Origin of the sequence: Flavobacterium sp. IMCC34518, from assembly GCF_027111095.2 — a bacterium.
Lineage (GTDB): Bacteria > Bacteroidota > Bacteroidia > Flavobacteriales > Flavobacteriaceae > Flavobacterium > Flavobacterium praedii.
Genome location: NZ_CP114284.2, coordinates 725,552 through 748,290 on the forward strand (window position 1 = coordinate 725,552; position 22,739 = coordinate 748,290).

Below are 22,739 nucleotides of genomic sequence, written 5' to 3' on the forward strand. Positions count from 1 at the left end.
CTTTTTAAGAAAATGAAATTTCTAAAAGATTTAGATCTCTAAAATTAGTGTAGCATAAGCAATCATTAGAAGTTAAAACTTTTGTTATAATACGTTTAAAAAAAATAGCTAAATCAAATATAAACAAAATGAGCCCGATACAATATCGAGCTCATTACTATTAAATTAATCAAAAAATAACTTAAATCCAGATACAAATTTTGAAATCTACCTTATCCGGTTTTTTCTTCAAAAGAGAGTCTAACCCCTAATCTAGCTTAAACACTTTGAGTCAAAGCATAAGAACAGTTTCTTTCTTACTCAAAAGAAAATTCTCGACAAATTACAATTTCCTATTTTGTTGCAGGAATAATATCAATTATCACGGTACGGTTATAAAAACGCTCTTCAGGAAATTTATTTTCAAAAGGAGATACACTTTCATCCTCACCATATCCATGCACTTCAAATGTGACATCTTTTCGTCCCGTTTGAGACAATGCTTTTTCAATAATACTTTTGACTTCGTTGGCTCTATCCAAAGATAAATTTAAATTATAAGGTTCTTCCCCAATAATATCAGTATGTCCATGAATAATAACTACTCCATTTTTGGGTATTTTGGGTGTAACAACCTCTGTTAAATATTTCTCATACATAGCAATCGCTTTTGATTTATTAAATTCAAAAATGATACTGTATCTAAGCGCTTCCTCCGTTTTAGAAGGTGTCCAAAGAACCATATGTGTTGTTGTTTCTTTTACTGTAATTTGACCACTTTTTGTTTGTCCTATCAACTTTACTTTATAATCACCTTCTGGACGAGTACCCATGATATCTTTACCCGATAATTTTACTTGTTCTTGAGTATAAGGACCAAAAGTTTTCACTTGTTTGTCTGGATCTGTTATTTCTAATGACCAAGAGGAGAATGCTTCTTTTGCTCCTGTTGCATCTATAGTAACATAACTACTTGAAGGAGCTTCTTGAATAGCTACAAATTCTAATGGTCTTAATGGAGCATCTGGACCACTTTGAAATTCCATCAATAATTCTGGTGAATTACTTTCTATTGAAACTCTGCGATCTCCTTCTCGAAGCAACTCTAATTCTCTTTTACCTCCAGGCTGTTCCGAAGGAATATTTGGTTTAAACTGTCCTTTGGTAGTTATTCTAATCGGATTTATTTCAAACACAGTAACCAAGTAGGTTTTAATTGATTCTGCCATTAAAACCCCCTCTTCTGGCCCTTTTTCTGAAGATCCTACTAGTGTTATATTCGTTGAAGGATTCTTTACCATTCTATTTCCTAGAATGTTAATTACATTATAATAGACAGTCATTTGACGCGCAGAACGACCCGTTGGATTTACAGATGCTGTAGCTCCAATTCGATCTTCATCAAAATCTTTCACATCTTCTTTTCTCAATAATTTGTAACGACTTGGTATTTCATTCGATCCTAGATCATAAAAAACATAATTTCTTAACGGAAAAACTTCTCTCACGTTCCGTTCACCTGGTGAATTCATAGGTGAATTTACAAAAAATTGTACCTGAGGAGCTGCAACTTCTGGAATAATAATTTCACTTCCTTGTCCAAATTTAAGTGCTACACCTGCTCTAACTGTCGTTATATTCCATGTTTCAACGGTACGTGGATTTTGTCCAAAATAAGGATGAAAAGAAACAAAAGGAGACAAAACAAATTGTGTTTTATGACTTTGTGAGGATAAATAAATATCATAACCCGCTCCTACTTGCATCGAAATAATAGTTTTATCAATTGCATCAAAATCATCTTTCACATCAGGAGTTGGCACTTGATTTGGGTAAGCAGGATTGATTCCGAATTTATACGTAAACGATTTATCCATATTGAAAGCCAAACGTGGTCCACCATACAAATACAAGTTTGATTTAAAAGGTGCAAAACGAATGCTAGGTTCTACTGTAATATAATTTAAATCTGTAGACAAGTCAGAGGGACAATTACAGGGACTAATTTTCTGATCAAAAGTTCCTTTTCTACTATCATAACCAGCCTGAAACATAAACCCCAATCTTGTATCAGGTTTATGAAACTCAATAAGTGGAGCCAGATAAAGTCCCACTCCATCTCCATTATGAAAAGTAACTGGAGGTGTTAGACTTGAATTGAGTTGATGCGTTGAACCACGATAAAAATTAAAGTTGGCTCCACCCGCTACACCAAAGAACCAAGAAGGTCTTGTGTACTTAATTTCTTGTGCCTGAACTGGTGACTGTATACTTAACCAGAACAAACTCAAAAGCAAAAGACTTTTTAAGGAAATAATATTGGGAGCGCATGTCATGCAGAACTCCTTTTTGAAATTAATTATAGCTTTCATTTTATGTATATTTTGTTGTTAATTTTTTAGTGCTAAAATCCCGTCCGAAAACGGGATATTCATTTACCAATCTATTGGTCTTATGGGACATTAATAGTTGTATTTACCATGGTCACAGACGAGATTAAAGATATTGCTCTTCCGTTGAGTACGGTTTGAACTGCATTTCCAGGTGTAGAAAACGTAACACCCGAATTAGCAATAATAGTTCCAACCATTGTTCCTCCACCAGCACCATTAATAGTTGCAGCACTACCTACATACCAAAATACATTTTTGGCTAATGCACCGTTTTTCATTATAATACTTTTAGCTCCAGTTGGACCTGCGATTCCGACCGTTAGCCCTGCTGCGGTTTGAAAAATCCAAGTCGCATTTGGATCCCCTTGTGCGTCAAGCGTAAGATCTCCATTACTGATTTTGAAAGTACCACTAGCCGATTTGTAAACACCTGGCGCCAATGTCAATCCTCCTAATTCTCCTGCGTTTGGATCTGAACCTCCTGGTTTTGAAGCTGGTGATATACTTAAATACGCTGCATTTGCATCCAGCAATCCTTGTTGGGCTATTGCAAATGAAGTAGCAGTTCCGGGAGCTGGAGGTGCGGCGAATATATCACCAGTCACATTTCCAACATTTAGCGGCGTCTCTGTATAAACAGCAACACCATCATGAAATCCTGTGATAAGACTTGAAGCTGCAGTTGTACCTATACTTCCATTATTGATTACGGTATTTAATCCTTGATTTGTTATACCTGCGTTACCGCCAAACGCTCCAAATATTGAGGCTGTACCAAGATCTACAACAATTACAACTGGTGGTGCTAGTATGGTGGTAAAATTCCAAACATAGTTATTGGCCAATGGGGTTCCAACTACATTTTTGGCGCCATTGGTGATTGTTGCTGTATAAATAGCACCAATGACAAGTGAATTTGTTGGGTTAAATGAAGCTGTAGTCCCTGAATAAGAAACCGTACCTGGAATTACTGTAGCTCCTTGTTTCAAAGTAAATGTGGTCGTATTAATTGTAGCAGCATCCATTATAGTACTAAAATTAGCAGTTACCGTTTGATTCAAAGCGACATCAATAGCATTATTAACAGGATCTGTTGCAGTTACTGTTGGCACAATATCGGTTGTAAAAATCCAAGTATAATCGGCTACCATAGCAGTATTCAATGAATTTTTAGCGCCATTAGTAATCGTTACGGTATAAATTGTATTCGCTAATAAAGGATTTGTTGGGACAAAAGAAACTGTTGATCCTGTATAGGTAATTGCTCCCGCCACAGCATTTGTCCCTTGATTTACTTTAAATGTTGTAGCATTTAATGTAGAAGGATTCATAACCATATTAAATGTCGCCGAAATTGTTTTATCAAATTTTACAGCAATGGCGTTATTAATAGGATCTGTTGTAATTACTACCGGTCTTAAAAGCGTTCCTGTTGAAAATGCCCAAACATATTCAGCTTGCAAAAAATTACCCATTAAGTCTTTTGCTTTTGTAGTAATCCTAGCTGTATAAGTAGTATTTTCAGATAGCGGAAGTGTTGGTGTAAAAGAGGCAGTTCTACCCGAATAAGTAACTGTTCCTGCAATAGGTGCAACACCTACAACCGTAAACGTAGTTGATGTTATCGAACTTGGATCCATTTCCTCATTGAATGTTGCTGTAATGATTTGGTCCAAAGGAACATTCAATGCATTTGACAAGGGTGTTGTCGACTCCACTATAGGACATACACCAACGACTTCTTGGAAATCATCGCTTGCACAGCCAGTTATTAATGCAACACACAGTATCGCAAAAGTGAAAAGTAAAATTTTAGCTTTCATTTTATTTTGTTTTAAGAATTAAATTATTTCATCCAACAAAGGTGGTTTCACTTTGCTTTAGAAATATTATACAATTCTCAATAAAAGTTGCATTATTTACATTATTTCGATTTTAAAAATCAAATAATAAATTTATAACCAATAACTTAAGGACAAATCTGTTTTAGTAGCATCTTCTACTTACGTTTGATTACTATAAAAAAGGGGGTCTTATTTTTTAAATCAGTTAAATTTATTTTTAGAGAATAAGAAATAAAAAGATATTGATAAGTCATTTTTGATCATAAAAACCAGAAAAATTGGCGTTATTAATTTATAACAGCTATCCTAAAAAGCCTCAAATTAATGTACCTTCCTGCTCTAACTTGTATTATTCCTTCTGCTCTAATTACATTAAAAGCAATTACCGATCAAACTAACTACCCTTTTTGGATTAATTTATTTTTTGTTTAGAAAGGAGTCTTTGAAATTCAAATTTGAATCGGGTGAAAAATCACAAAAAGTATTTAAAGCAATCGAAAAAGGAAAATAAATTCCTGACGTATAGTTTCCCCTCAAGTAGTTTCTGCTCTTGATATCTGGACAACCCCATGAAACTATTAGTATGTGCACAAAACAATTACAATACTTATTTTTCAATGGTTTATGCATTCGGAATGAGTTTAGGTGTATTTGGCGCCTTTGATTTTGCTGGCAAATACCCCAAGTAACAGTGTCATTTGCGAAGGTGGAGGTGGAAATAAAGATCATATTGTTCCGTATCTGGATTCCAAAAAAAATATCCAAAGCAATACAAACTTATAAACCCAATACCAATTAATTTTTTACCAATGTAAAAGAAAGGAATCACACTGTCTTGAAGGCAATTTTATAGATTAAAAAATTCACAACCAGATGATGAGTAAACATGAATTTTATTCCATAAAAAAAGGCAACCATTAAATCTGGTTGCCTTTTTTTTATTTTAAAATTTGTTTCAGCTCCTCTAGGCTTACTTTTTTCTGTTCTCCAGAAACCAAATCTTTCAAACTATATTGATTCCCATTCATTTCTTCCTCGCCTACGATTACCGCATACCGAATAAATCGCTTGTCGGCGTGTTGGAATTGCTTGGCTACTTTGGCATTATCAGGATACAATTCTACTTTGATTCCAACAGCACGCAATTCTTTAATCGCTTTCATTGAATAGAACGCTGCTGCCTCCCCATAATTGATGAACAACGCTTTGGACGTAGAAGTTACTGCTTCTGGGAACAATCCTAACTCTTCGACCACCAAATAGATTCGGTCGAGTCCAAAAGAGATTCCTACTCCGCTCATGTTTTTTAATCCAAAAATACCGGTCAAATCATCATAACGACCACCGCCACCTATGGAACCCATGGCAACCGTTTTGGGAGCAGCGACTTCAAAAATAGCGCCTGTATAATAATTCAATCCTCGGGCTAGTGTTACATCCAAATCCAAACTAGCGGTTGACAATCCTAAATTGGTAACATTGTTACAAATAAAACGAAGCTCTTCTACTCCTTTCATTCCTTCGGCTGAGGATGAAAGTAAAGCCGAAAGTTTCTCGATTTTCTCAGAAATGGTTCCCGTAAAATTGAATAACGGTTGCACTTTGGCAATCGCTTCTTCGGCAATTCCTTTTTCGATCATTTCTTTCTTTACACCGTCTTCGCCTATTTTGTCTAGTTTGTCAAGAGCTACCGTAAAGTCAATCAATTTATCAGATGCACCGATTACTTCGGCAATTCCGGAAAGAATTTTTCGGTTATTGATTTTAATGGTGACTCCAGCAAGGCCCAAAGCGGTAAAAACCGAATCGTACAATTGTACCAACTCTACTTCTTGCCACAACGATTTTGAGCCAACCACATCGGCATCGCATTGAAAAAACTCTCTGAAACGCCCCTTTTGAGGACGGTCGGCACGCCAAACCGGTTGGATTTGGTATCTTTTGAATGGAAATTCGATTTCATTTTGGTGTTGCACTACGTAACGCGCAAACGGAACGGTTAAGTCATAACGCAAAGCTTTTTCGGAAATACTAGACGTCAATCGTGTGCTGTCTTTTGCCTCTAAGTGCGTTGCATTGGCTTTGGCTAAATAATCGCCCGAATTCAATATTTTGAAAATCAATCGATCGCCTTCTTCTCCATATTTTCCCATAAGGGTTTCGGAGTTTTCAAAGGAGGGAGTTTCTATAGGTTGGAATCCAAATTTTTCGAAATTGCTTTTTATAATTTGGATAATGTATTGTCTTTTTGCCACCTCAGCAGGTGAAAAATCTCGGGTTCCTTTTGGAATGCTAGGTTTTGATGCCATTGTTTTTAGATTGCAGATTTTTAGATTGCTTCGCCAGTTCGCCCTTTGGGCTCGTGTGCCGATTTTAGATTAGATATCCAAAATCATATTTCATTATGAAAAACTAAATTGTTATATTTTAAATTTCCAATTGCAAATATCTTACTTTTAAAATAATTCCTTTTGAAAAATTTGTGATTTAATTGCATATGACTGTCTGTATTTCATATTAAGAGTCTAAATATTGAAAATAGACTTTGCGTCTCTGCGCCTTTGCGAGCTCAATTCCACGCAAAGGCGCTGAGACGCAAAGAATAGAAAAGATAGAATTTGTAAAAAAATATTCTAATTGATTTATTGCAAGAAATTATACTAGCAACTGGTTATCCTAATAATTCAAAGCTCTTCAATACCGAAATACCCTAGCCCAGATAGTAGTGAAAATCCTCCTGAGCCGGGGTTCGGCTCAGGAGATTGAAACGAATAGCTGGAATTAGCTCCTAAAAAAATATTTAGAGGAATTTCTCAAAAGGAAATTGTAACAAAAATTGTAATTTCGAGTCAAATAAAACATGATGCTAAAACTATTCAAAGAAAATATAAGAATCGCATTTGGTTCGATCCGAACTCAATTGTTGCGAACTATTTTGACGGTAATGATTATTGCCATTGGTATAACCGCTTTGGTTGGGATTCTGACCGTTGTATCGGCGCTTGAGAATACATTATCCACCGATTTTGCTTCGATGGGAGCCAATACTTTCAATATTAATCAATACGAGAATACTTCTCGAAGACGTGGCGGAGAGGAGCGAGAAATCATAAACCCTATTATTTCCTACCCCGAAGCGGTTGCTTTCAAGAATAAATACAATTATCCTTTTACAGAAACATCGCTTTCATTTACAGCGACATCTATTGCCGAGGTAAAATATGAAGCCGAAAAAACAGATCCGCAAATAAGTGTTTTGGGTGTAGACGAGCATTTTTTGACCAACTCAGGACTCGAAACCAGTTCGGGTAGAAACTTTACTAATTTTGACATAAACAACAATGCTTATGCTTGTATTGTAGGCTCGGATTTTGAAAAAGGTCTTTTAAAAGATGTCAATCCTATAGGCAAAACCATTTCGATTCGGGGTGCCAAATTCAAGGTTATTGGTGTGTTAAAAGAGAAAGGTTCCACCTTTGGGAACAGTCAGGATTTAAGAGTATTGATTCCGATTCAAGTGGCGCGTTCCCTATTTACGGCACCCAACATCAACTACACAATGAGCATTATGGTTGCCAAAAAAGAGTTGTTGGATCAGGCCATCGACAATGCAAATAGCGTCATGCGTAGAATACGAAAATTAAGCCCAGTAAAAGACAATAATTTTGCTGTGGTCCGAAGTGATGATTTGATAAACAGAATCCTTGGAATCACCAAATATCTAGGTTTTGCATCATGGCTGATCGGAATTATTACTATTTTGGGCTCATCCATTGCCTTGATGAATATTATGATCGTGTCGGTAACGGAACGCACCCGAGAAATTGGGGTTCGAAAAGCCTTGGGAGCCAAAAAAACGACTATCGCTTTTCAATTTTTTATAGAAACCTTACTGATTGGACAAATAGGTGGTTTTGTTGGAATTATTTTTGGAATTTTAATTGGCTACGGAATATCGACTGCTATAGATTTTGATTTTGTAATTCCCTGGGGAGCGATGATGGCGGCATTTATTGTTAGTTTTATCGTGGCACTTGTTTCTGGCTTGTATCCTGCCATAAAATCGGCAAAACTAGATCCAATTGAAGCTTTGCGATACGAGTAGGTTTTTAATTTTCAGCAATAAATCCGTTCAAAAACAATAATTTGGGCGTGACCACATTAAAAAAAGGGGCTAACTTAGCAATGTGCTAGTTGCCCCTTTTCTTAATGTGGTCGGGCTATACGCGCTACTTCGGTAGCTAGCTTCTATCCCTCACGCAAATCACGTATAACGAGCACTGAACACTATTAACAAAAACCCAGCATCATTCTATCATTTCCATAGATATCTTTCCTTAATTCAATGTTCTTAAAATTCATTTCTTCAAACAACTCAATCATTTCTTTTCCTAAATATTGGTTGATTTCAAAATACAATTGTCCCGAATTTGATAGGTTTTTTTGTGCCAATTCGGTTATTTTTCTATAAAAAATCAAAGCGTCATTGTCTTCTACAAAAAGAGCCAAATGCGGTTCATGGTCTAAAACATTTTTCTTAATTTCCTCTTTTTCCAAATTCCTAACATAAGGCGGGTTCGAAACAATAATATCAAATTTTTGACCTAAATCCAGCGTTTCAAGAATATTTTGCTGAATAAATGTAACACTAACTTCATTCCGAATTGCATTTTTTTGGGCTGTTGCCAAAGCTTTTTCCGAAACATCAATCGCAAAAACCTGAGCATTTGGTAGATTTTTGGCTAACGAAATAGCAATGCATCCGCTTCCTGTTCCTATATCCAGAATTTTTAAAGTTTGACTTTTGGCTTTTGACTTTTGGCTTTCTAAAATCCAATCCACCAATTCCTCTGTCTCGGGTCTTGGAATCAAAACATTTTCATTGACCTCAAAATCCAACCCATAAAAACTCGTATTCCCTAATAAATATTGAATCGGAATTTCCAATTTTAATTGTTCCAAAATCGAGTTCCAAATCGCAATTTCACTTTCAGAAAAAACCAAATCGGGTTGCAAAGCCAAATCGATTCTTTTCCGTTTTTGTTTCTCTTCTAATATTAAATAGAAAAAACTCTCCGCTTCGCCTTCACCATAAAGATAAGTAAGCGCTTGTATAAACTGAGTTCTGTATTCTTTTATTTTCATATTCAATGATTATTTTATTCCCCCTTCGGGGGTTAGGGGGCAAAGCATCCAAACCGGGCAACTTGTATGTCCTGTGCTTCCCATTGGAGAGCAAATGTTTTCGAAACCAGTTTTTCTATACAATTTTTGTGCCTCTAACATAAAAGGCATCGTTTCTAGATAACATTTTTCGAACCCAAAATCTCTCGCACTTTGCAAACATTGCTCCATCATTTGACTGCCAATTCCTTTACCGCGGGTTTCAGGCAAAAAATACATTTTTTGCAATTCACAATAAATATCGGCTTCGTTTGCTAGCGGTGCCACTCCTGCTCCACCAACAATTCTACCGTCGCTTTCGACTACATAATAAACCGATTTTGACTTACTGTATTCTTCAAACATCAAATCAAGATAAGGATCTTCATATGCTGTTCCTACTTTCGGTATATTCAGCTCATCAAAAACATCACGAATCAATTGCGCAACGGATTGATTGTCTTCTTTTTGTATTTTTCTAATAACCCAATTATTCATAAAATACTATATTATTTATTCAACGTCACAAAAATAGCCATTGTAAACGGGAAAACATCCTAAGTTTTGAAACTAATTCCTATTTCCAAAATTAGTACTTTTGCACAGTGAAGATACATGAAAAATACATGAGCCGTTGCATACAACTGGCAAAAAACGGACTAGGAACTACCTACCCCAATCCTATGGTTGGAAGTGTCATTATACATGAAGGCAAAATCATAGGCGAAGGCTGGCACAAAAAATCAGGAGAGCCTCACGCCGAAGTCAATGCCGTAAATTCGGTCCAAGATAAATCGTTGCTTAAAAAAGCTACTATCTATGTGAGTTTGGAACCCTGTAGCCATTTTGGAAAAACACCTCCTTGCTGCGATTTGATTATTCAAAACAAAATCCCAAATGTGGTTATTGGAACTGTAGACCCCAACATCAAAGTAGCAGGAAACGGCATCAAAAAATTAATAGAAGCAGGCGTTCATGTCACTATTGGAATACTCGAAGACGAATGCAACGAACTCAACAAGCGCTTTTTTACATTTCATCAAAAGAAGCGACCTTACATTATTTTAAAATGGGCAGAGAGTCAAGATGGATTTATAGCTCCTCTCGAAAAAACCGAAAAAAAACCCGTTTGGATTACCAATGAATTTTCGAGACAATTGGTTCATAAATGGCGTACCGAAGAACAAGCCATTCTAGTAGGTACACAAACCGCTATTGATGACAATCCCAAACTAAATGCTAGAGATTGGTTTGGAAGCAATCCCATTCGATTGGTATTGGACCAAAATAATCGTATTCCAAATGAGAATGCTGTTTTTGACAATCAAATCAAAACTATAGTATTTACAAAGACAAAAAATAGGATCAACAAAGAAAACACTATCTTTGAGGTAATCGATTTTAAACAAAATATTGCTCCACAAATTATTGCTGTTTTGTTTCAACATCAAATACAATCGGTTATTATTGAAGGAGGACTTCAAACGTTGCAGACCTTTATCGATGCCAATCTTTGGGATGAAGCACGAATTTTTTATGGAAATACAACTTTTGAGAAAGGAATCAGAGCCCCATTTTTATCAAAAACAAATTCTGAAAAACACCCAATGGACACCGATGAATTTTTAATAATCAGAAACCATGATTAATGCAATAATATTTGATTTTGGAGATGTCTTTATCAACTTAGATAAACAAGCAACTATGGATGGTTTAAAAAATCTTGGCATATCCCAGTGGAATGAAGATTTAAACCAATTGAACTTACAATATGAAATTGGATCCATATCCGAAGAAGATTTTTTATTTGGAATTCAAAAACATACCAATAACGCATCTATTGAGGACATCTCAAAAGCATGGAACGCAATATTACTGGACTTTCCATTGTATCGATTAGAATTCCTTCAAATGCTTGCCAAAAAGTATCGTTTATTTCTATTGAGCAACACCGATGCCATTCATATTGAAACTTTCGAACAAAAATCGGGCACTTCATTTTATAGTGATTTTTACCAATGTTTTGAAAAAGTATATTTTTCATTCGAAATTGGCATGAGAAAACCCAATCCAGAAGTTTACACTTTCGTATTGAACCAAAACGGATTGCAAGCCAAACAAACTTTATTTATAGATGACAAAAAAGAAAACACCGATGCCGCATTAGAACTTGGCCTTCCAGTTTGGAACTTACAAGTAGGTAAAGAGGATGTAGTTGATTTGTTTGATAAAAAAATAATTTAGAAGAATACCTTTGGAAATTAAAGACACCTACAAAACCATAGCCCTACCCTCAGAAGAATCTTTACTCAAGGAAAAAAGCAGCAAATTCTTCGGTTACGCCTTTCCTATTGAATCGGAGGAAGAAGTAAAACCTATTATCGAAGTTTTAAGAAAACAACATCCACACGCTGTTCATTACTGTTATGCCTATCAAATAGGAACAGAAAGCATCCAATACAGAGCTAATGATGATGGAGAACCCAATAATACAGCAGGAACCCCAATTTACGGTCAAATACAATCCTTTGGCGTAACCAATGTCCTTGTCGTGGTGGTTCGAATTTATGGTGGCATAAAACTGGGAGTAGGCGGATTAATCTCGGCTTACAAAACTTCTGCACAACTCACTTTAGAATCTTGTAAAATAATCGAAAAAACAATTGACATTCCTTTTCAAATTTCATTTGATTATAAAAATATGAATAAAGTGATGCGAGTGATCAAAGAAAAAAAATTGGACATTGTATCTCAAGAAATGGAAATAAATGAAGAAACCAATTTACCAATAGGCAAATTTGTAATAAAAACCAGAAAAAAAAATGCCGAAATGGTATTCGACACTTTTAATTCATTGTTTGAAATTGACATAATAAAACTATAAATTCTCACTAAAAAGAGCTCCTTTTGATAATTATTCAAAAGTTTTTAGTAGTTCTAAAATGTAATCTGGAGGAGCAATCGGTTTACCTGTTTTTAAGGATACAAAAACCAACAAAAATTGAGCAGTTGTTAATAACTCCTTTGCTTCATTGTAAATTGCACAATCAAATTCAATCTTTACGGACGTCTGACTTTTGAAAACAGTATGCACCGTTAATAATTCATCATACCTAGCTGATTTTTTATAATTGATATTCATATTAACAATAGGCAATGCAATACCACTTTCTTCCATTTTTTTATATGAAATCCCTTTGTTTCTAAGCCATTCGACTCTTCCTATCTCAAAATAGGGAATGTAATTTCCGTGATAAACAACGCCCATTTGGTCTGTTTCTGAATAGCGAACACGAACTTGAATTTGATGATCTTTCATTAATTATGAATTAAAAATTTAAATTTCAAAAAGTGCCTTACAACAAAATTTTTGAAAATTATAGCCTATTTTATTTTTTTTTACAGATAATTGTTCACATATTTGTTATCCCGAAAAAAGAATAATTTTCACATTCTTTTTGCAAGAAAAAAAGCACTACAATAAAATAATTTAACTAGATATATGAACAAGACTGCACAATCAGTATGGGAAAACTGTTTGTCCTTCATAAAGGACAACATTCAAGATCAAGCTTATAAAACTTGGTTTGAACCAATTAAATCAGTTGAACTTACCGATAATGCATTATATATACAAGTACCTAGCAAATTTTTCTACGAATGGTTAGAAGAACACTATGTGAAATTATTAAAAGTTGCCCTAACCAAAGAACTTGGTAAAAATGCAAAGTTACTCTATAAAATCAAAATGGAGAACACTTATGGCAACAAACAACCATTTACAGAACAGTTGCCAAGTGCCAATAGAGCTCCTATGAAAGCGCAAGAAGTAGATGCTCCTTTCAAAAATTTAAACCCAGAATTAAAAAACCCGTTTGTAATCCCTGGAATTCGTAATTTAAAAATCGAATCTCAACTAAACCCTAATTATAGTTTTGACAATTTTTTAGAAGGAGATTCTAATAGATTGGCGCGTTCTGCAGGTATGGCTGTCGCTAATAAGCCTGGAGGAACCTCTTTCAATCCATTATTGATTTTTGGTGGTGTTGGATTAGGAAAAACACACTTAGCACACGCTATTGGTGTTGAAATCAAAGACAAATACCCAGAGAAAACCGTTTTATATATTTCAGCCGAAATATTTACCCAACAATATATTGATTCCGTTAAGAAAAATAACAGAAATGATTTTATTCATTTCTACCAATTAATCGATGTTTTAATCATTGATGACGTTCAATTTCTTTCTGGAAAATCAGGAACACAAGATGTATTTTTCCATATTTTCAATTATTTACACCAAAACGGAAAACAAGTTATCTTGACTTCGGACAAGGCACCTGTAGACATGCAAGACATCGAACAACGTTTATTGTCCCGTTTCAAATGGGGATTATCTGCTGAGTTACACCAACCGGATTATGAAACGAGAATTTCTATATTAAAAAACATATTGTATCGTGATGGAGTTGAAATTCCAAACGAAATAATCGAATACGTAGCACGCAACATCAAATCAAATGTTCGCGAACTAGAAGGAGCAATTATCTCCTTGATTGCACAATCTTCTTTCAACAAAAAAGAAGTTACTATTGAACTAGCCAAAAGTGTCGTAGAAAAATTTGTTAAAAATGTAAAGAGAGAAATCTCTATCGATTACATTCAAAAGATTGTCTCCGATTATTTTCAATTGGATCTAGAAACTTTACAATCCAAAACAAGAAAAAGACACGTAGTACAAGCCAGACAATTGGCTATGTTTTTTGCTAAAAAATTCACCAAAGCTTCACTAGCAAATATCGGATCCCAAATAGGAGATCGAGATCACGCTACGGTACTTCACGCTTGTAAAACTGTTGACAATTTAGTGGCAACCGACAAACAATTCAAAAAATACGTCGAAGATATCAATTCAAAATTAACGCTATAAAAGCAGTATGCCTGTTAAAATTTTAATGGTTTGCCTGGGCAATATCTGCCGTTCGCCATTGGCCGAAGGCATATTAGCCTCCAAACTTCCTATTGATAAATTCCTTGTAGATTCAGCAGGAACAGGTTCTTGGCATGTTGGTCGTGCTCCAGACAATCGTTCTGTAGCCACCGCCAAAAAAAACGGCTTAAACATTTCTAATCAAAGAGGAAGACAATTCCAAAAAACAGATTTTGAAGCTTTTGACTATATTTTTGTAATGGACAATAACAATTACAATGATGTAATTCACCTCGCTCAGAATGAAATCCAAAAACATAAAGTAAAACTCATCTTGGACGCTATTTTTCCAAATGAAAACGTAGATGTTCCAGACCCTTACTATGGTTTAGCAAACGGTTTTGACATGGTTTATGAAATGCTCGATGAGGCTTGCGAAGTAATTGCCCAAAGGTTGATTACCAAACATTCAGGAGAAAACTAAAAAAGTTTTTTATAACTTTGTTTCAAACTAGAACTTTCCCCTCCAAGACCATTGACAGAAGTCAAATAAAGCAACTTATTCTTAAAAAGCGAAAACAATCCAAATGAAATCAGCACCGCTTCTTGGCAAACTATACTTAATTCCAACCACTATGGGCGATTGCGACCCTATGGATGTATTACCTCAAACCATTAAAAGATGTGTTGAATTAATTGATTATTACGTAGTTGAAAATGACAAAACAGCTCGAAAGTCTATCAAACTAACCAATCCCGACAAAAAACAATCCGAATTAAAGCTATTCGTTCTCAATAAATACACCGAAACCAAAGACCACCAAGAGTTCATCAAACCACTTTTGGAAGGCAAAAATATGGGACTTATGAGCGAAGCCGGTTGCCCTGGAGTAGCCGATCCTGGTGCTGTAATCGTAAAATTGGCCCACGACAAAGGCATTCAGGTTGTACCTCTTGTTGGCCCATCCTCTATTCTTTTGGCAATGATGGCTTCTGGTATGAACGGTCAAAGTTTTACTTTTCATGGTTATTTACCCATTGAAAAAGACGAAAAAAAAGCCAGTTTCAAAAGCCTAGAACGCATATCTTTTGAAAAAAACCAGTCTCAGATTTTCATCGAAACACCGTACCGCAATAACAAACTGCTCGAAGATTTAATTTTGACATTGCACCCCGACACCTATTTATGTATTGCTACCGATATTACTTTACCAACTGAATACATCAAAACAAAGAAAATTTCAGCCTGGAAAAAAGAAACTGTCGATTTACACAAACGCCCTACAATTTTTATCATTCATAAAATGTAAAGCAAACAAATATACCAATGTATTTTTCTTATATTTGTTTCGCTATTCAACCAAAAACAAATAAAATGAATTTTACGAAAAGAGATTTCAAAATGATAGCCTTAGGCTTTTTTACATTTTTAATCATTGATGGTATTTACAACTGGAAAGATTTCACAAAAGACTTTAAAGAAGGATGGAATTCAGTTCCTTACGCAAAAACTAAATAATACACTCTAAATCCTGTAAATAATTATTTTTACAGGATTTGTTTCTTAAACCACTTTCATTTGAGCGTGACCACATAAAAAAAAGGGGCTAACTTTTCATACCGCTCATTCAGCCCCTTTCTCTTATGCGGTCGGGTCATCCACGTTACAAGGTAACTAGCTCCTACCCCTCACGCAAAAGATCATCACGTTAAGCTTTCATCTATCCGAATTGAACAAAGATTTACGATAAAAATTATTACAAAATATCGAGAACGAGTACAACTACATTCATCGATTACCTTTTAAACAGAAAAGCGACAACAGAAATACTCTAAACGAATGGAATAAAAATTTATTTTATTATGCATGCATATTATTTTTTAAATATATTTACAATCCAAAAAAAAATAAATTATGAGTTATACGGACAAAATGTTAAGAGACGATGCGTTAAAAGGCAAAGTAATTGTAGTTACAGGAGGCGGAAGTGGATTAGGAAAAGCGATGACCAAATATTTCTTAGAGTTAGGAGCACAAGTTGCTATAACCTCTCGAGATTTAGAGAAACTAAAAAGCACTGCGCAAGAATTAGAAGCCGAAACAGGAGGAACTTGCCTTCCACTTCAGTGTGATGTTCGTCATTATACAGAAGTAGAAAACATGCTACAAGAAGTGCTAAAAGCCTTTGGTAAGGTTGATGTTTTATTGAATAATGCTGCAGGAAATTTTATTTCACCAACAGAGCGCTTATCAGCAAATGCTTTTGACACTGTAATTGATATTGTTTTAAAAGGATCCAAAAACTGTACCCTTGCTTTTGGCAAACATTGGATAGATACCAAGCAAACATCAGCATCCGTTTTGAATATTGTCACCACGTATGCTTGGACAGGTTCAGCTTATGTGGTTCCAAGTGCAACCGCCAAAGCAGGTGTTCTTGCCATGACAAGAAGCCTAGCTGTAGAATGGGCAAAATACGGCATTCGTACCAATGCCATTGCACCAGGGCCTTTCCCTACCAAAGGCGCATGGGATAGATTACTGCCTGGCGATCTAGCCGAAAAATTTGATATGGCCAAAAAAGTACCTTTAAAACGTGTAGGTGATCATCAAGAACTAGCCAATTTAGCGGCATATTTAGTTTCAGACTTTTCGGCCTATGTAAATGGCGAGGTAATTGTCATCGATGGAGGCGAATGGCTGAAGGGAGCGGGACAATTTAATTTACTAGAAGCCATTCCAGAAGAACTTTGGGATCAATTAGAAATGATGATTAAAGCAAAGAAAAAAGGTTAACCATTTGCGATATTCACCGATTAACATCAACAACTATTAAAAATAGCCAGAAATAACAGCAAAAAAATATATCAAAAAAAGAGAACTTTTTATAAGGTTCTCTTTTTTTTGATATAATAACTACCAAAAAAACAAATAATATATGGTATTATCAAGATAAATTGGGGACTGTGAAAACTATTTGTTTTTGTTAACAAAATAGATTTTCAAAACCCATAAATAATTGTATTTTTACCGTTCAAAATTTAGAAAATAAATGGGCAAAATCATAGCGATTGCGAATCAGAAAGGTGGAGTTGGAAAGACTACTACTTCTATTAACCTAGCGGCTTCATTAGGTGTTTTAGAAAAAAAGGTATTACTAATAGACGCTGATCCTCAAGCAAATGCAACTTCAGGATTGGGAATTGATGTTGAAACAGTTGAAATTGGAACCTATCAAATTCTCGAGCATAGCCATACTCCATTGGAGGCTATTGTAAAATGTTCTTCTCCAAATGTTGATGTAATTCCTGCACATATTGATCTTGTTGCGATAGAAATCGAATTGGTCGACAAAGAAAACAGAGAATATATGCTTAAAAAAGCATTAGAGAGCATCAAAGATCAATACGATTATATCTTGATTGATTGCGCACCATCTCTTGGACTTTTAACGTTAAATGCTTTAACAGCTGCCGATTCAGTAGTAATTCCTATTCAATGTGAATATTTTGCATTAGAAGGTTTGGGTAAATTATTAAATACCATAAAAAGTATTCAAAAAATTCACAATCCAGATTTAGACATTGAAGGATTATTATTGACAATGTTTGATTCCAGATTGCGTTTATCAAACCAAGTGGTGGAAGAAGTTCAAAAACATTTTAATGATATGGTTTTTGAAACAGTAATTCAAAGAAATGTAAAATTGAGTGAAGCCCCAAGTTTCGGAGAGAGCATTATCAACTATGATGCCACCAGCAAAGGAGCAGTAAATTATATTCATTTAGCTCAAGAAATTATAAAGAAAAATAGTAAATAGTTGTATGTCAAAAGCAATAAAAAAACAAGCCTTAGGTAGAGGTTTATCTGCATTATTAAAAGACCCTGAAAACGATATTCAATCGGTAGAAGATAAAAATGCAGATAAAGTGGTGGGGAATATTATAGAGCTTGAAATTGATGCTATAGAAATAAATCCATTTCAGCCCCGAAGTAATTTTAACGAAGATTCATTACGCGAATTAGCCACTTCTATCAAGGAATTAGGTGTTATACAACCTATTACGGTTCGTAAATTAGACTTTAATAAATACCAATTAATTTCTGGAGAGCGTCGTTTGCGTGCTTCAACTTTAATTGGACTTACTACTGTCCCAGCTTACATTCGTATTGCAAACGATAATGAGTCTCTTATAATGGCCTTAGTTGAAAATATTCAACGTCACGACTTAGACCCAATCGAGATTGCACTTTCTTACCAACGCTTAATTGACGAAATTCAATTGACACAAGAGCAAATGAGTGAAAGAGTGGGTAAAAAACGTTCAACCATTGCTAATTATTTAAGACTTTTAAAATTAGACCCTATCATTCAGACTGGAATTCGTGACGGTTTTATAAGCATGGGCCACGGTCGTGCCATCATTAACATTGATGATCATGATGTCCAAACGGATATTTATCAAAAAATTGTAAGTCAGAATCTTTCGGTTAGAGAAACAGAGACTTTGGTAAAAAACTACCACGAAAGTTTAAAACCAAAACCTTTAACTCCAACAAAAACATCTTCTTTTGAAATAAATGACGAAGACGTAAGTACTTTTAATAAGTATTTTGGAGCAAAAATTGATGTGAAAGTAGCTGGAAATGGCAAAGGAAAAATCACCATTCCTTTTCATTCAGAAGAAGACTTCAATAGAATAATAAAATTAATAGAAGGGTAGTGAATAAAATCATTTCCATAGGCCTATTGCTTTTTCTTTTAGGAAACGCAGCTGTTTTTGCACAAGCAAAAACCAATGCTGTTTTAAAACCAAAAGATACTTTAAAGTCAATAGAAATAGACCCTTTGACACCTGCAAAAGCCGCATTTTACTCCGCAATTTTGCCAGGCTTAGGTCAAGCTTACAATAAAAAATACTGGAAAATTCCAATAGTATACGGCGCTATTGGAACCAGTTTATATTTTTACACAGACAGCAAACAAAAATACCATGAGTATCGTGATGCTTACAAAAGTCGATTAGCAGGAAATCCAGACCCTAATTACAACTATCTTTCAGATAAACAATTAATATCAGCTCAAGAGTTTTACCAAAGAAACGCATCACTTTCAGGGCTTTTTGTAATAGGTTTCTATGTGCTTAATATTATAGACGCCAACGTTGATGCAGCCTTAATTCAATTTAATGTGAATCAAAGTTTATCATTACAACCACAAATTACTCCTGATGCTGTAACATTAAAATCAAATTTAGGACTAACTATTAATTATCGTTTTTAGATTCGAATTCTTTTCGTTTCTATTTAAAATAAAAAAAACAGATCATAAATGAAAATTGCACTTTTAGGATACGGAAAAATGGGGCAAGTAATCGAAAGAATTGCTTTAGAAAGAGGACACGAAATTGTTTTAAAAAAAGACGAATTCAACACTTATGATGGACTTTCTACTGCCGATGTTGCCATCGATTTTAGTGTTCCTTCAGCAGCAGTTAGTAATATTTCAAGTTGTTTCAATGCAAATGTCCCTGTAGTTTCAGGCACAACGGGTTGGCTAGAACATTATGATGAAATGATAGCGCTTTGCAAAGCAAAAAACGGTGGTTTTATCTCTAGTTCCAACTTTAGTCTAGGTGTCAATTTGTTTTTTGAATTTAATGAATATTTAGCCAAAATCATGTCGAAATTTGACCATTACAAAGTAAACATGGAAGAAATTCACCACGATCAAAAACTAGATGCTCCAAGCGGAACTGCCATTTCATTAGCCAAAGGAATAATCGAGAATAGTAATTATACGAATTGGACATTAGACACTCCAAAAGAGGATCAAATTCATATCGAAGCAATACGAGTAGGAACCGTTCCAGGAACTCATACTGTAACTTATAACTCTGATGTTGATTCTATCGAAATAAAACACACGGCTCATAATAGAGAAGGTTTTGCTCTAGGCGCTGTAATTGCTGCCGAATGGCTGGCCGGAAAACATGGTATCTATACTATGAAAGATGTATTAAATTTAAATTCTAAATAATAAACTCCAAATTCTAAACAGAAAATGGATTTCAAAATCTAATTTCAAATCTTCAAATTATGACTTTATATCTTTGGTTTGTATTTTTCTTAGCTGTTCAAGTAATTCATTTCTTAGGCACTTGGAAATTATATGAAAGTGCTGGAAGAAAACGTTGGGAAGCAGCAATTCCTGTTTACAATGCAATTGTTTTAATGAAAATAATCGGAAGACCTACATGGTGGACACTTTTACTTTTCATTCCAATTATAAATCTGATTATGTTTCCAGTTGTTTGGGTAGAAACTATACGCAGTTTTGGTAAAAAATCATTCTTAGACACACTTCTTGTTATCGGTACATTAGGTTTTTACATCTTTTATATCAATTACACACAACCTTTAAACTACGAAGCAGATAGGCATCTAAGTCCTGATCATAAAGCACAAGACACCATTAGTTCCTTATTATTTGCAGTGATTGTGGCTACCATTGTTCATACGTACTTAATTCAACCTTATACTATTCCAACTTCTTCTTTAGAGAAATCATTACTAGTAGGAGATTTTCTATTTGTAAGTAAAATGAATTATGGTGCGAGAGTTCCCATGACTACAGTCGCAATGCCAATGGTTCATGACACAATACCATTAACCAAACAAAAGTCATATTTAAATTGGCCTCAATTGCCTTATTTCAGACTCCCAGGCATACAAACCATCAATCGTACAGATATAGTTGTTTTTAATTGGCCTGCAGATACTGTTTTTAAATTTAGAGACCGATCTGGACTTAGAGTCGATAAGCCTATTGACAAAAAATCTAATTATGTGAAGCGTTGTGTAGGAATTCCAGGCGATAGTTTGTCTATAAAAGATGGATTAGTCTATATCAATGGAAAAGAATTGTATTTAGGTGATCGCGCAAAACCACAATTCTCATATAATGTAGCCATAGATGGAAAAACGCCTATTGATTTTGAATACCTTTTAAAAAATATGGATGTAACTGATGGTGCTGGTTTTATTAATGAATCAAGAGACACACTTTTTATAAGCGCATTAACAGCCGCAGGTGCCGAAAGATTAAAGAATGTACCAGGAATAACATCCGTAAAAAGAATTATATCCAAAAATGTTGAAGATGGTATTTTTCCACATATTAACAAATGGAATCGTGATAATTTTGGACCAATCTACATTCCACAGCAAGCAAAAACGGTTGCTTTAAATTTAGAAACTTTGCCTTTTTACAAAACTATCATTACTGATTATGAGAAAAAAGACCTAAAAGTAAATGGTAATGAAATCAGAATCGACGGCAAAGTAGTAACAACTTACACTTTTGACCAAAATTATTACTGGATGATGGGTGACAACCGTCATAACTCTGAAGACAGCCGCTATTGGGGATTTGTACCAGAAAATCATATTGTTGGAAAACCAATATTTATTTGGATGAGTTGGGACACTAATGGTAAGGGTTTAAACAAAATTCGTTGGGACAGAGTATTCACAACAGTAAATGGTGAAGGACAACCACAATCGTATTTTAAATACTTCTTGATTGCACTAGCAGCCTTTTTTGTAGGTGAATATTTTTGGAAGAAAAGAAAAGCGAAAAAAGAATTATAAAAAATTTTCTGGATAACAATTAAGAATTTAAAAGTCATACTGTCAATAAAATGGCTTTATGACTTTTTTATTTATACCTTTAGAATATGAAAACGTTACTTCATCCGTCCTATTTTCCATCCATAAGTCATTTTGTTGCTATAGCACAATCTGACACTGTTACGTTTGAAATAGAGGATAATTTTCAGAAACAAACCAATCGCAACAGAACCTATATTTACAGCCCAAATGGGATTCAGTTATTAAACATCCCTATAAAACATTCTAATTTAGCACATCAGAAAACAAAAGAAATTAAAATAGAATCGGAGTTTGATTGGCAAAAACAGCATTTCAAATCATTGGAAGCTGCTTACAGAAGCTCCCCATTCTTTGAATATTTTGAAGATGATTTAATGCCTATTTTTCAAAAAAAATATAATTTTTTAATGGATCTTAATCTCGAAGCTTTTGATATTGTATGCAAATGTCTACGTATGAAATTAGAGTTTGATACCACAACAGAATATTTTCATGAAATAGACAATCCAGAAATAAATGATTTTCGCTATTTGGTAAACGGTAAAAAAGATCCTTCCGTATTTGAAAAATACACACAGGTATTCGATGATAAATTCGGCTTTTTGAATAATCTAAGTGTTCTTGACTTATTATTTAATGAAGGAAGATATGCTATGGACTATTTAAAAAATCAAGTACTTATTCGATAAATCAGGATTAAAAAACTTTGAAAAACTTTAAAAAATTAAGATTTACACACTATTGAATCTTATTTT

Annotated in this window: 21 protein-coding genes; 15 read left to right on the forward strand and 6 right to left on the reverse strand. The window is 34.5% G+C overall.

The window, feature by feature from the left end:
* Positions 1 to 332: 332 nt before the first annotated feature.
* From OZP06_RS03155 to hisS, 3 genes are all read right to left on the reverse strand, one after another.
* On the reverse strand, positions 333 to 2,351 hold the full coding sequence (locus OZP06_RS03155; protein WP_269223653.1) for an OmpA family protein: 2,019 nt from the start codon (positions 2,349 to 2,351) through the stop codon (positions 333 to 335).
* Positions 2,352 to 2,431: 80 nt separating this feature from the next.
* A complete protein-coding gene (locus tag OZP06_RS03160; RefSeq protein WP_269223654.1) occupies positions 2,432 to 4,195 on the reverse strand; it encodes an Ig-like domain-containing protein in 1,764 nt (587 codons plus the stop codon).
* A 959-nt stretch (positions 4,196 to 5,154) separates the two neighbouring features.
* A complete protein-coding gene (gene hisS, locus OZP06_RS03165; RefSeq protein WP_269223656.1) occupies positions 5,155 to 6,525 on the reverse strand; it encodes a histidine--tRNA ligase in 1,371 nt (456 codons plus the stop codon).
* A 551-nt stretch (positions 6,526 to 7,076) separates the two neighbouring features.
* Between hisS and OZP06_RS03170 the strand changes: the two genes are divergently transcribed.
* Positions 7,077 to 8,321, forward strand: coding sequence for an ABC transporter permease (locus tag OZP06_RS03170; RefSeq protein ID WP_269223657.1), 1,245 nt, complete (start codon positions 7,077 to 7,079; stop codon positions 8,319 to 8,321).
* 185 nt (positions 8,322 to 8,506) lie between these two features.
* Here the strand turns inward: OZP06_RS03170 and prmC are convergent, their stop codons facing one another.
* Positions 8,507 to 9,361 (reverse strand): peptide chain release factor N(5)-glutamine methyltransferase, encoded by an 855-nt coding sequence (gene prmC, locus OZP06_RS03175; RefSeq protein ID WP_269223658.1) that lies wholly within the window; start codon positions 9,359 to 9,361, stop codon positions 8,507 to 8,509.
* A 9-nt stretch (positions 9,362 to 9,370) separates the two neighbouring features.
* Positions 9,371 to 9,877 carry a GNAT family N-acetyltransferase gene (locus OZP06_RS03180; RefSeq protein WP_281324220.1) on the reverse strand — a complete coding sequence of 169 codons (507 nt, stop codon included), beginning with the start codon at positions 9,875 to 9,877 and terminating at the stop codon, positions 9,371 to 9,373.
* A 107-nt stretch (positions 9,878 to 9,984) separates the two neighbouring features.
* Between OZP06_RS03180 and ribD the strand changes: the two genes are divergently transcribed.
* The 3 genes from ribD to OZP06_RS03195 are packed head-to-tail and all read left to right on the forward strand — an operon-like array spanning position 9,985 to position 12,263.
* Positions 9,985 to 11,028, forward strand: a complete 1,044-nt coding sequence (ribD, locus tag OZP06_RS03185) for a bifunctional diaminohydroxyphosphoribosylaminopyrimidine deaminase/5-amino-6-(5-phosphoribosylamino)uracil reductase RibD (protein WP_269223660.1) — start codon at positions 9,985 to 9,987, stop codon at positions 11,026 to 11,028.
* Positions 11,021 to 11,623 (forward strand): HAD family phosphatase, encoded by a 603-nt coding sequence (locus OZP06_RS03190; RefSeq protein ID WP_269223661.1) that lies wholly within the window; start codon positions 11,021 to 11,023, stop codon positions 11,621 to 11,623. The genes ribD and OZP06_RS03190 overlap by 8 nt, the downstream gene beginning before the upstream one ends.
* A 10-nt stretch (positions 11,624 to 11,633) precedes the next feature.
* A complete protein-coding gene (locus OZP06_RS03195; RefSeq protein ID WP_281324221.1) occupies positions 11,634 to 12,263 on the forward strand; it encodes a YigZ family protein in 630 nt (209 codons plus the stop codon).
* Positions 12,264 to 12,293: 30 nt separating this feature from the next.
* Here OZP06_RS03195 and OZP06_RS03200 read toward each other — a convergent pair whose 3' ends face one another.
* Complete coding sequence (locus tag OZP06_RS03200) at positions 12,294 to 12,698, reverse strand: thioesterase family protein (RefSeq protein WP_269223662.1); 405 nt, start codon at positions 12,696 to 12,698, stop codon at positions 12,294 to 12,296.
* Between the two features lie 183 nt (positions 12,699 to 12,881).
* Between OZP06_RS03200 and dnaA the strand changes: the two genes are divergently transcribed.
* The 11 genes from dnaA to OZP06_RS03255 all read left to right on the forward strand — a co-directional run bounded on the left by dnaA (position 12,882) and on the right by OZP06_RS03255 (position 22,673).
* Positions 12,882 to 14,309, forward strand: coding sequence for a chromosomal replication initiator protein DnaA (dnaA, locus tag OZP06_RS03205; protein ID WP_269223663.1), 1,428 nt, complete (start codon positions 12,882 to 12,884; stop codon positions 14,307 to 14,309).
* 7 nt (positions 14,310 to 14,316) lie between these two features.
* Positions 14,317 to 14,793 (forward strand): low molecular weight protein-tyrosine-phosphatase, encoded by a 477-nt coding sequence (locus OZP06_RS03210; protein WP_269223664.1) that lies wholly within the window; start codon positions 14,317 to 14,319, stop codon positions 14,791 to 14,793.
* A 103-nt stretch (positions 14,794 to 14,896) separates the two neighbouring features.
* Positions 14,897 to 15,619, forward strand: a complete 723-nt coding sequence (locus tag OZP06_RS03215) for an SAM-dependent methyltransferase (RefSeq protein WP_281238971.1) — start codon at positions 14,897 to 14,899, stop codon at positions 15,617 to 15,619.
* A gap of 65 nt (positions 15,620 to 15,684) precedes the next feature.
* Positions 15,685 to 15,828, forward strand: coding sequence for a hypothetical protein (locus OZP06_RS03220; protein WP_269223665.1), 144 nt, complete (start codon positions 15,685 to 15,687; stop codon positions 15,826 to 15,828).
* 396 nt (positions 15,829 to 16,224) lie between these two features.
* Positions 16,225 to 17,106, forward strand: coding sequence for an SDR family oxidoreductase (locus tag OZP06_RS03225; RefSeq protein ID WP_281238970.1), 882 nt, complete (start codon positions 16,225 to 16,227; stop codon positions 17,104 to 17,106).
* A gap of 256 nt (positions 17,107 to 17,362) precedes the next feature.
* A complete protein-coding gene (locus tag OZP06_RS03230) occupies positions 17,363 to 18,130 on the forward strand; it encodes an AAA family ATPase (protein WP_269223666.1) in 768 nt (255 codons plus the stop codon).
* Positions 18,131 to 18,134: 4 nt separating this feature from the next.
* Positions 18,135 to 19,034, forward strand: a complete 900-nt coding sequence (locus tag OZP06_RS03235; protein ID WP_269223667.1) for a ParB/RepB/Spo0J family partition protein — start codon at positions 18,135 to 18,137, stop codon at positions 19,032 to 19,034.
* Positions 19,034 to 19,594 (forward strand): DUF5683 domain-containing protein, encoded by a 561-nt coding sequence (locus OZP06_RS03240; protein ID WP_269223668.1) that lies wholly within the window; start codon positions 19,034 to 19,036, stop codon positions 19,592 to 19,594. Before OZP06_RS03235 ends, OZP06_RS03240 begins: the two co-directional genes overlap by 1 nt.
* Before the next feature lie 48 nt (positions 19,595 to 19,642).
* Positions 19,643 to 20,350: a 4-hydroxy-tetrahydrodipicolinate reductase gene (gene dapB, locus OZP06_RS03245; RefSeq protein ID WP_269223669.1), complete on the forward strand. Its 708-nt coding sequence runs from the start codon at positions 19,643 to 19,645 to the stop codon at positions 20,348 to 20,350.
* Between the two features lie 59 nt (positions 20,351 to 20,409).
* Complete coding sequence (gene lepB / locus OZP06_RS03250) at positions 20,410 to 21,963, forward strand: signal peptidase I (RefSeq protein WP_269223670.1); 1,554 nt, start codon at positions 20,410 to 20,412, stop codon at positions 21,961 to 21,963.
* 86 nt (positions 21,964 to 22,049) lie between these two features.
* Positions 22,050 to 22,673, forward strand: coding sequence for a WbqC family protein (locus tag OZP06_RS03255; RefSeq protein WP_269223671.1), 624 nt, complete (start codon positions 22,050 to 22,052; stop codon positions 22,671 to 22,673).
* Positions 22,674 to 22,739: the final 66 nt, after the last annotated feature.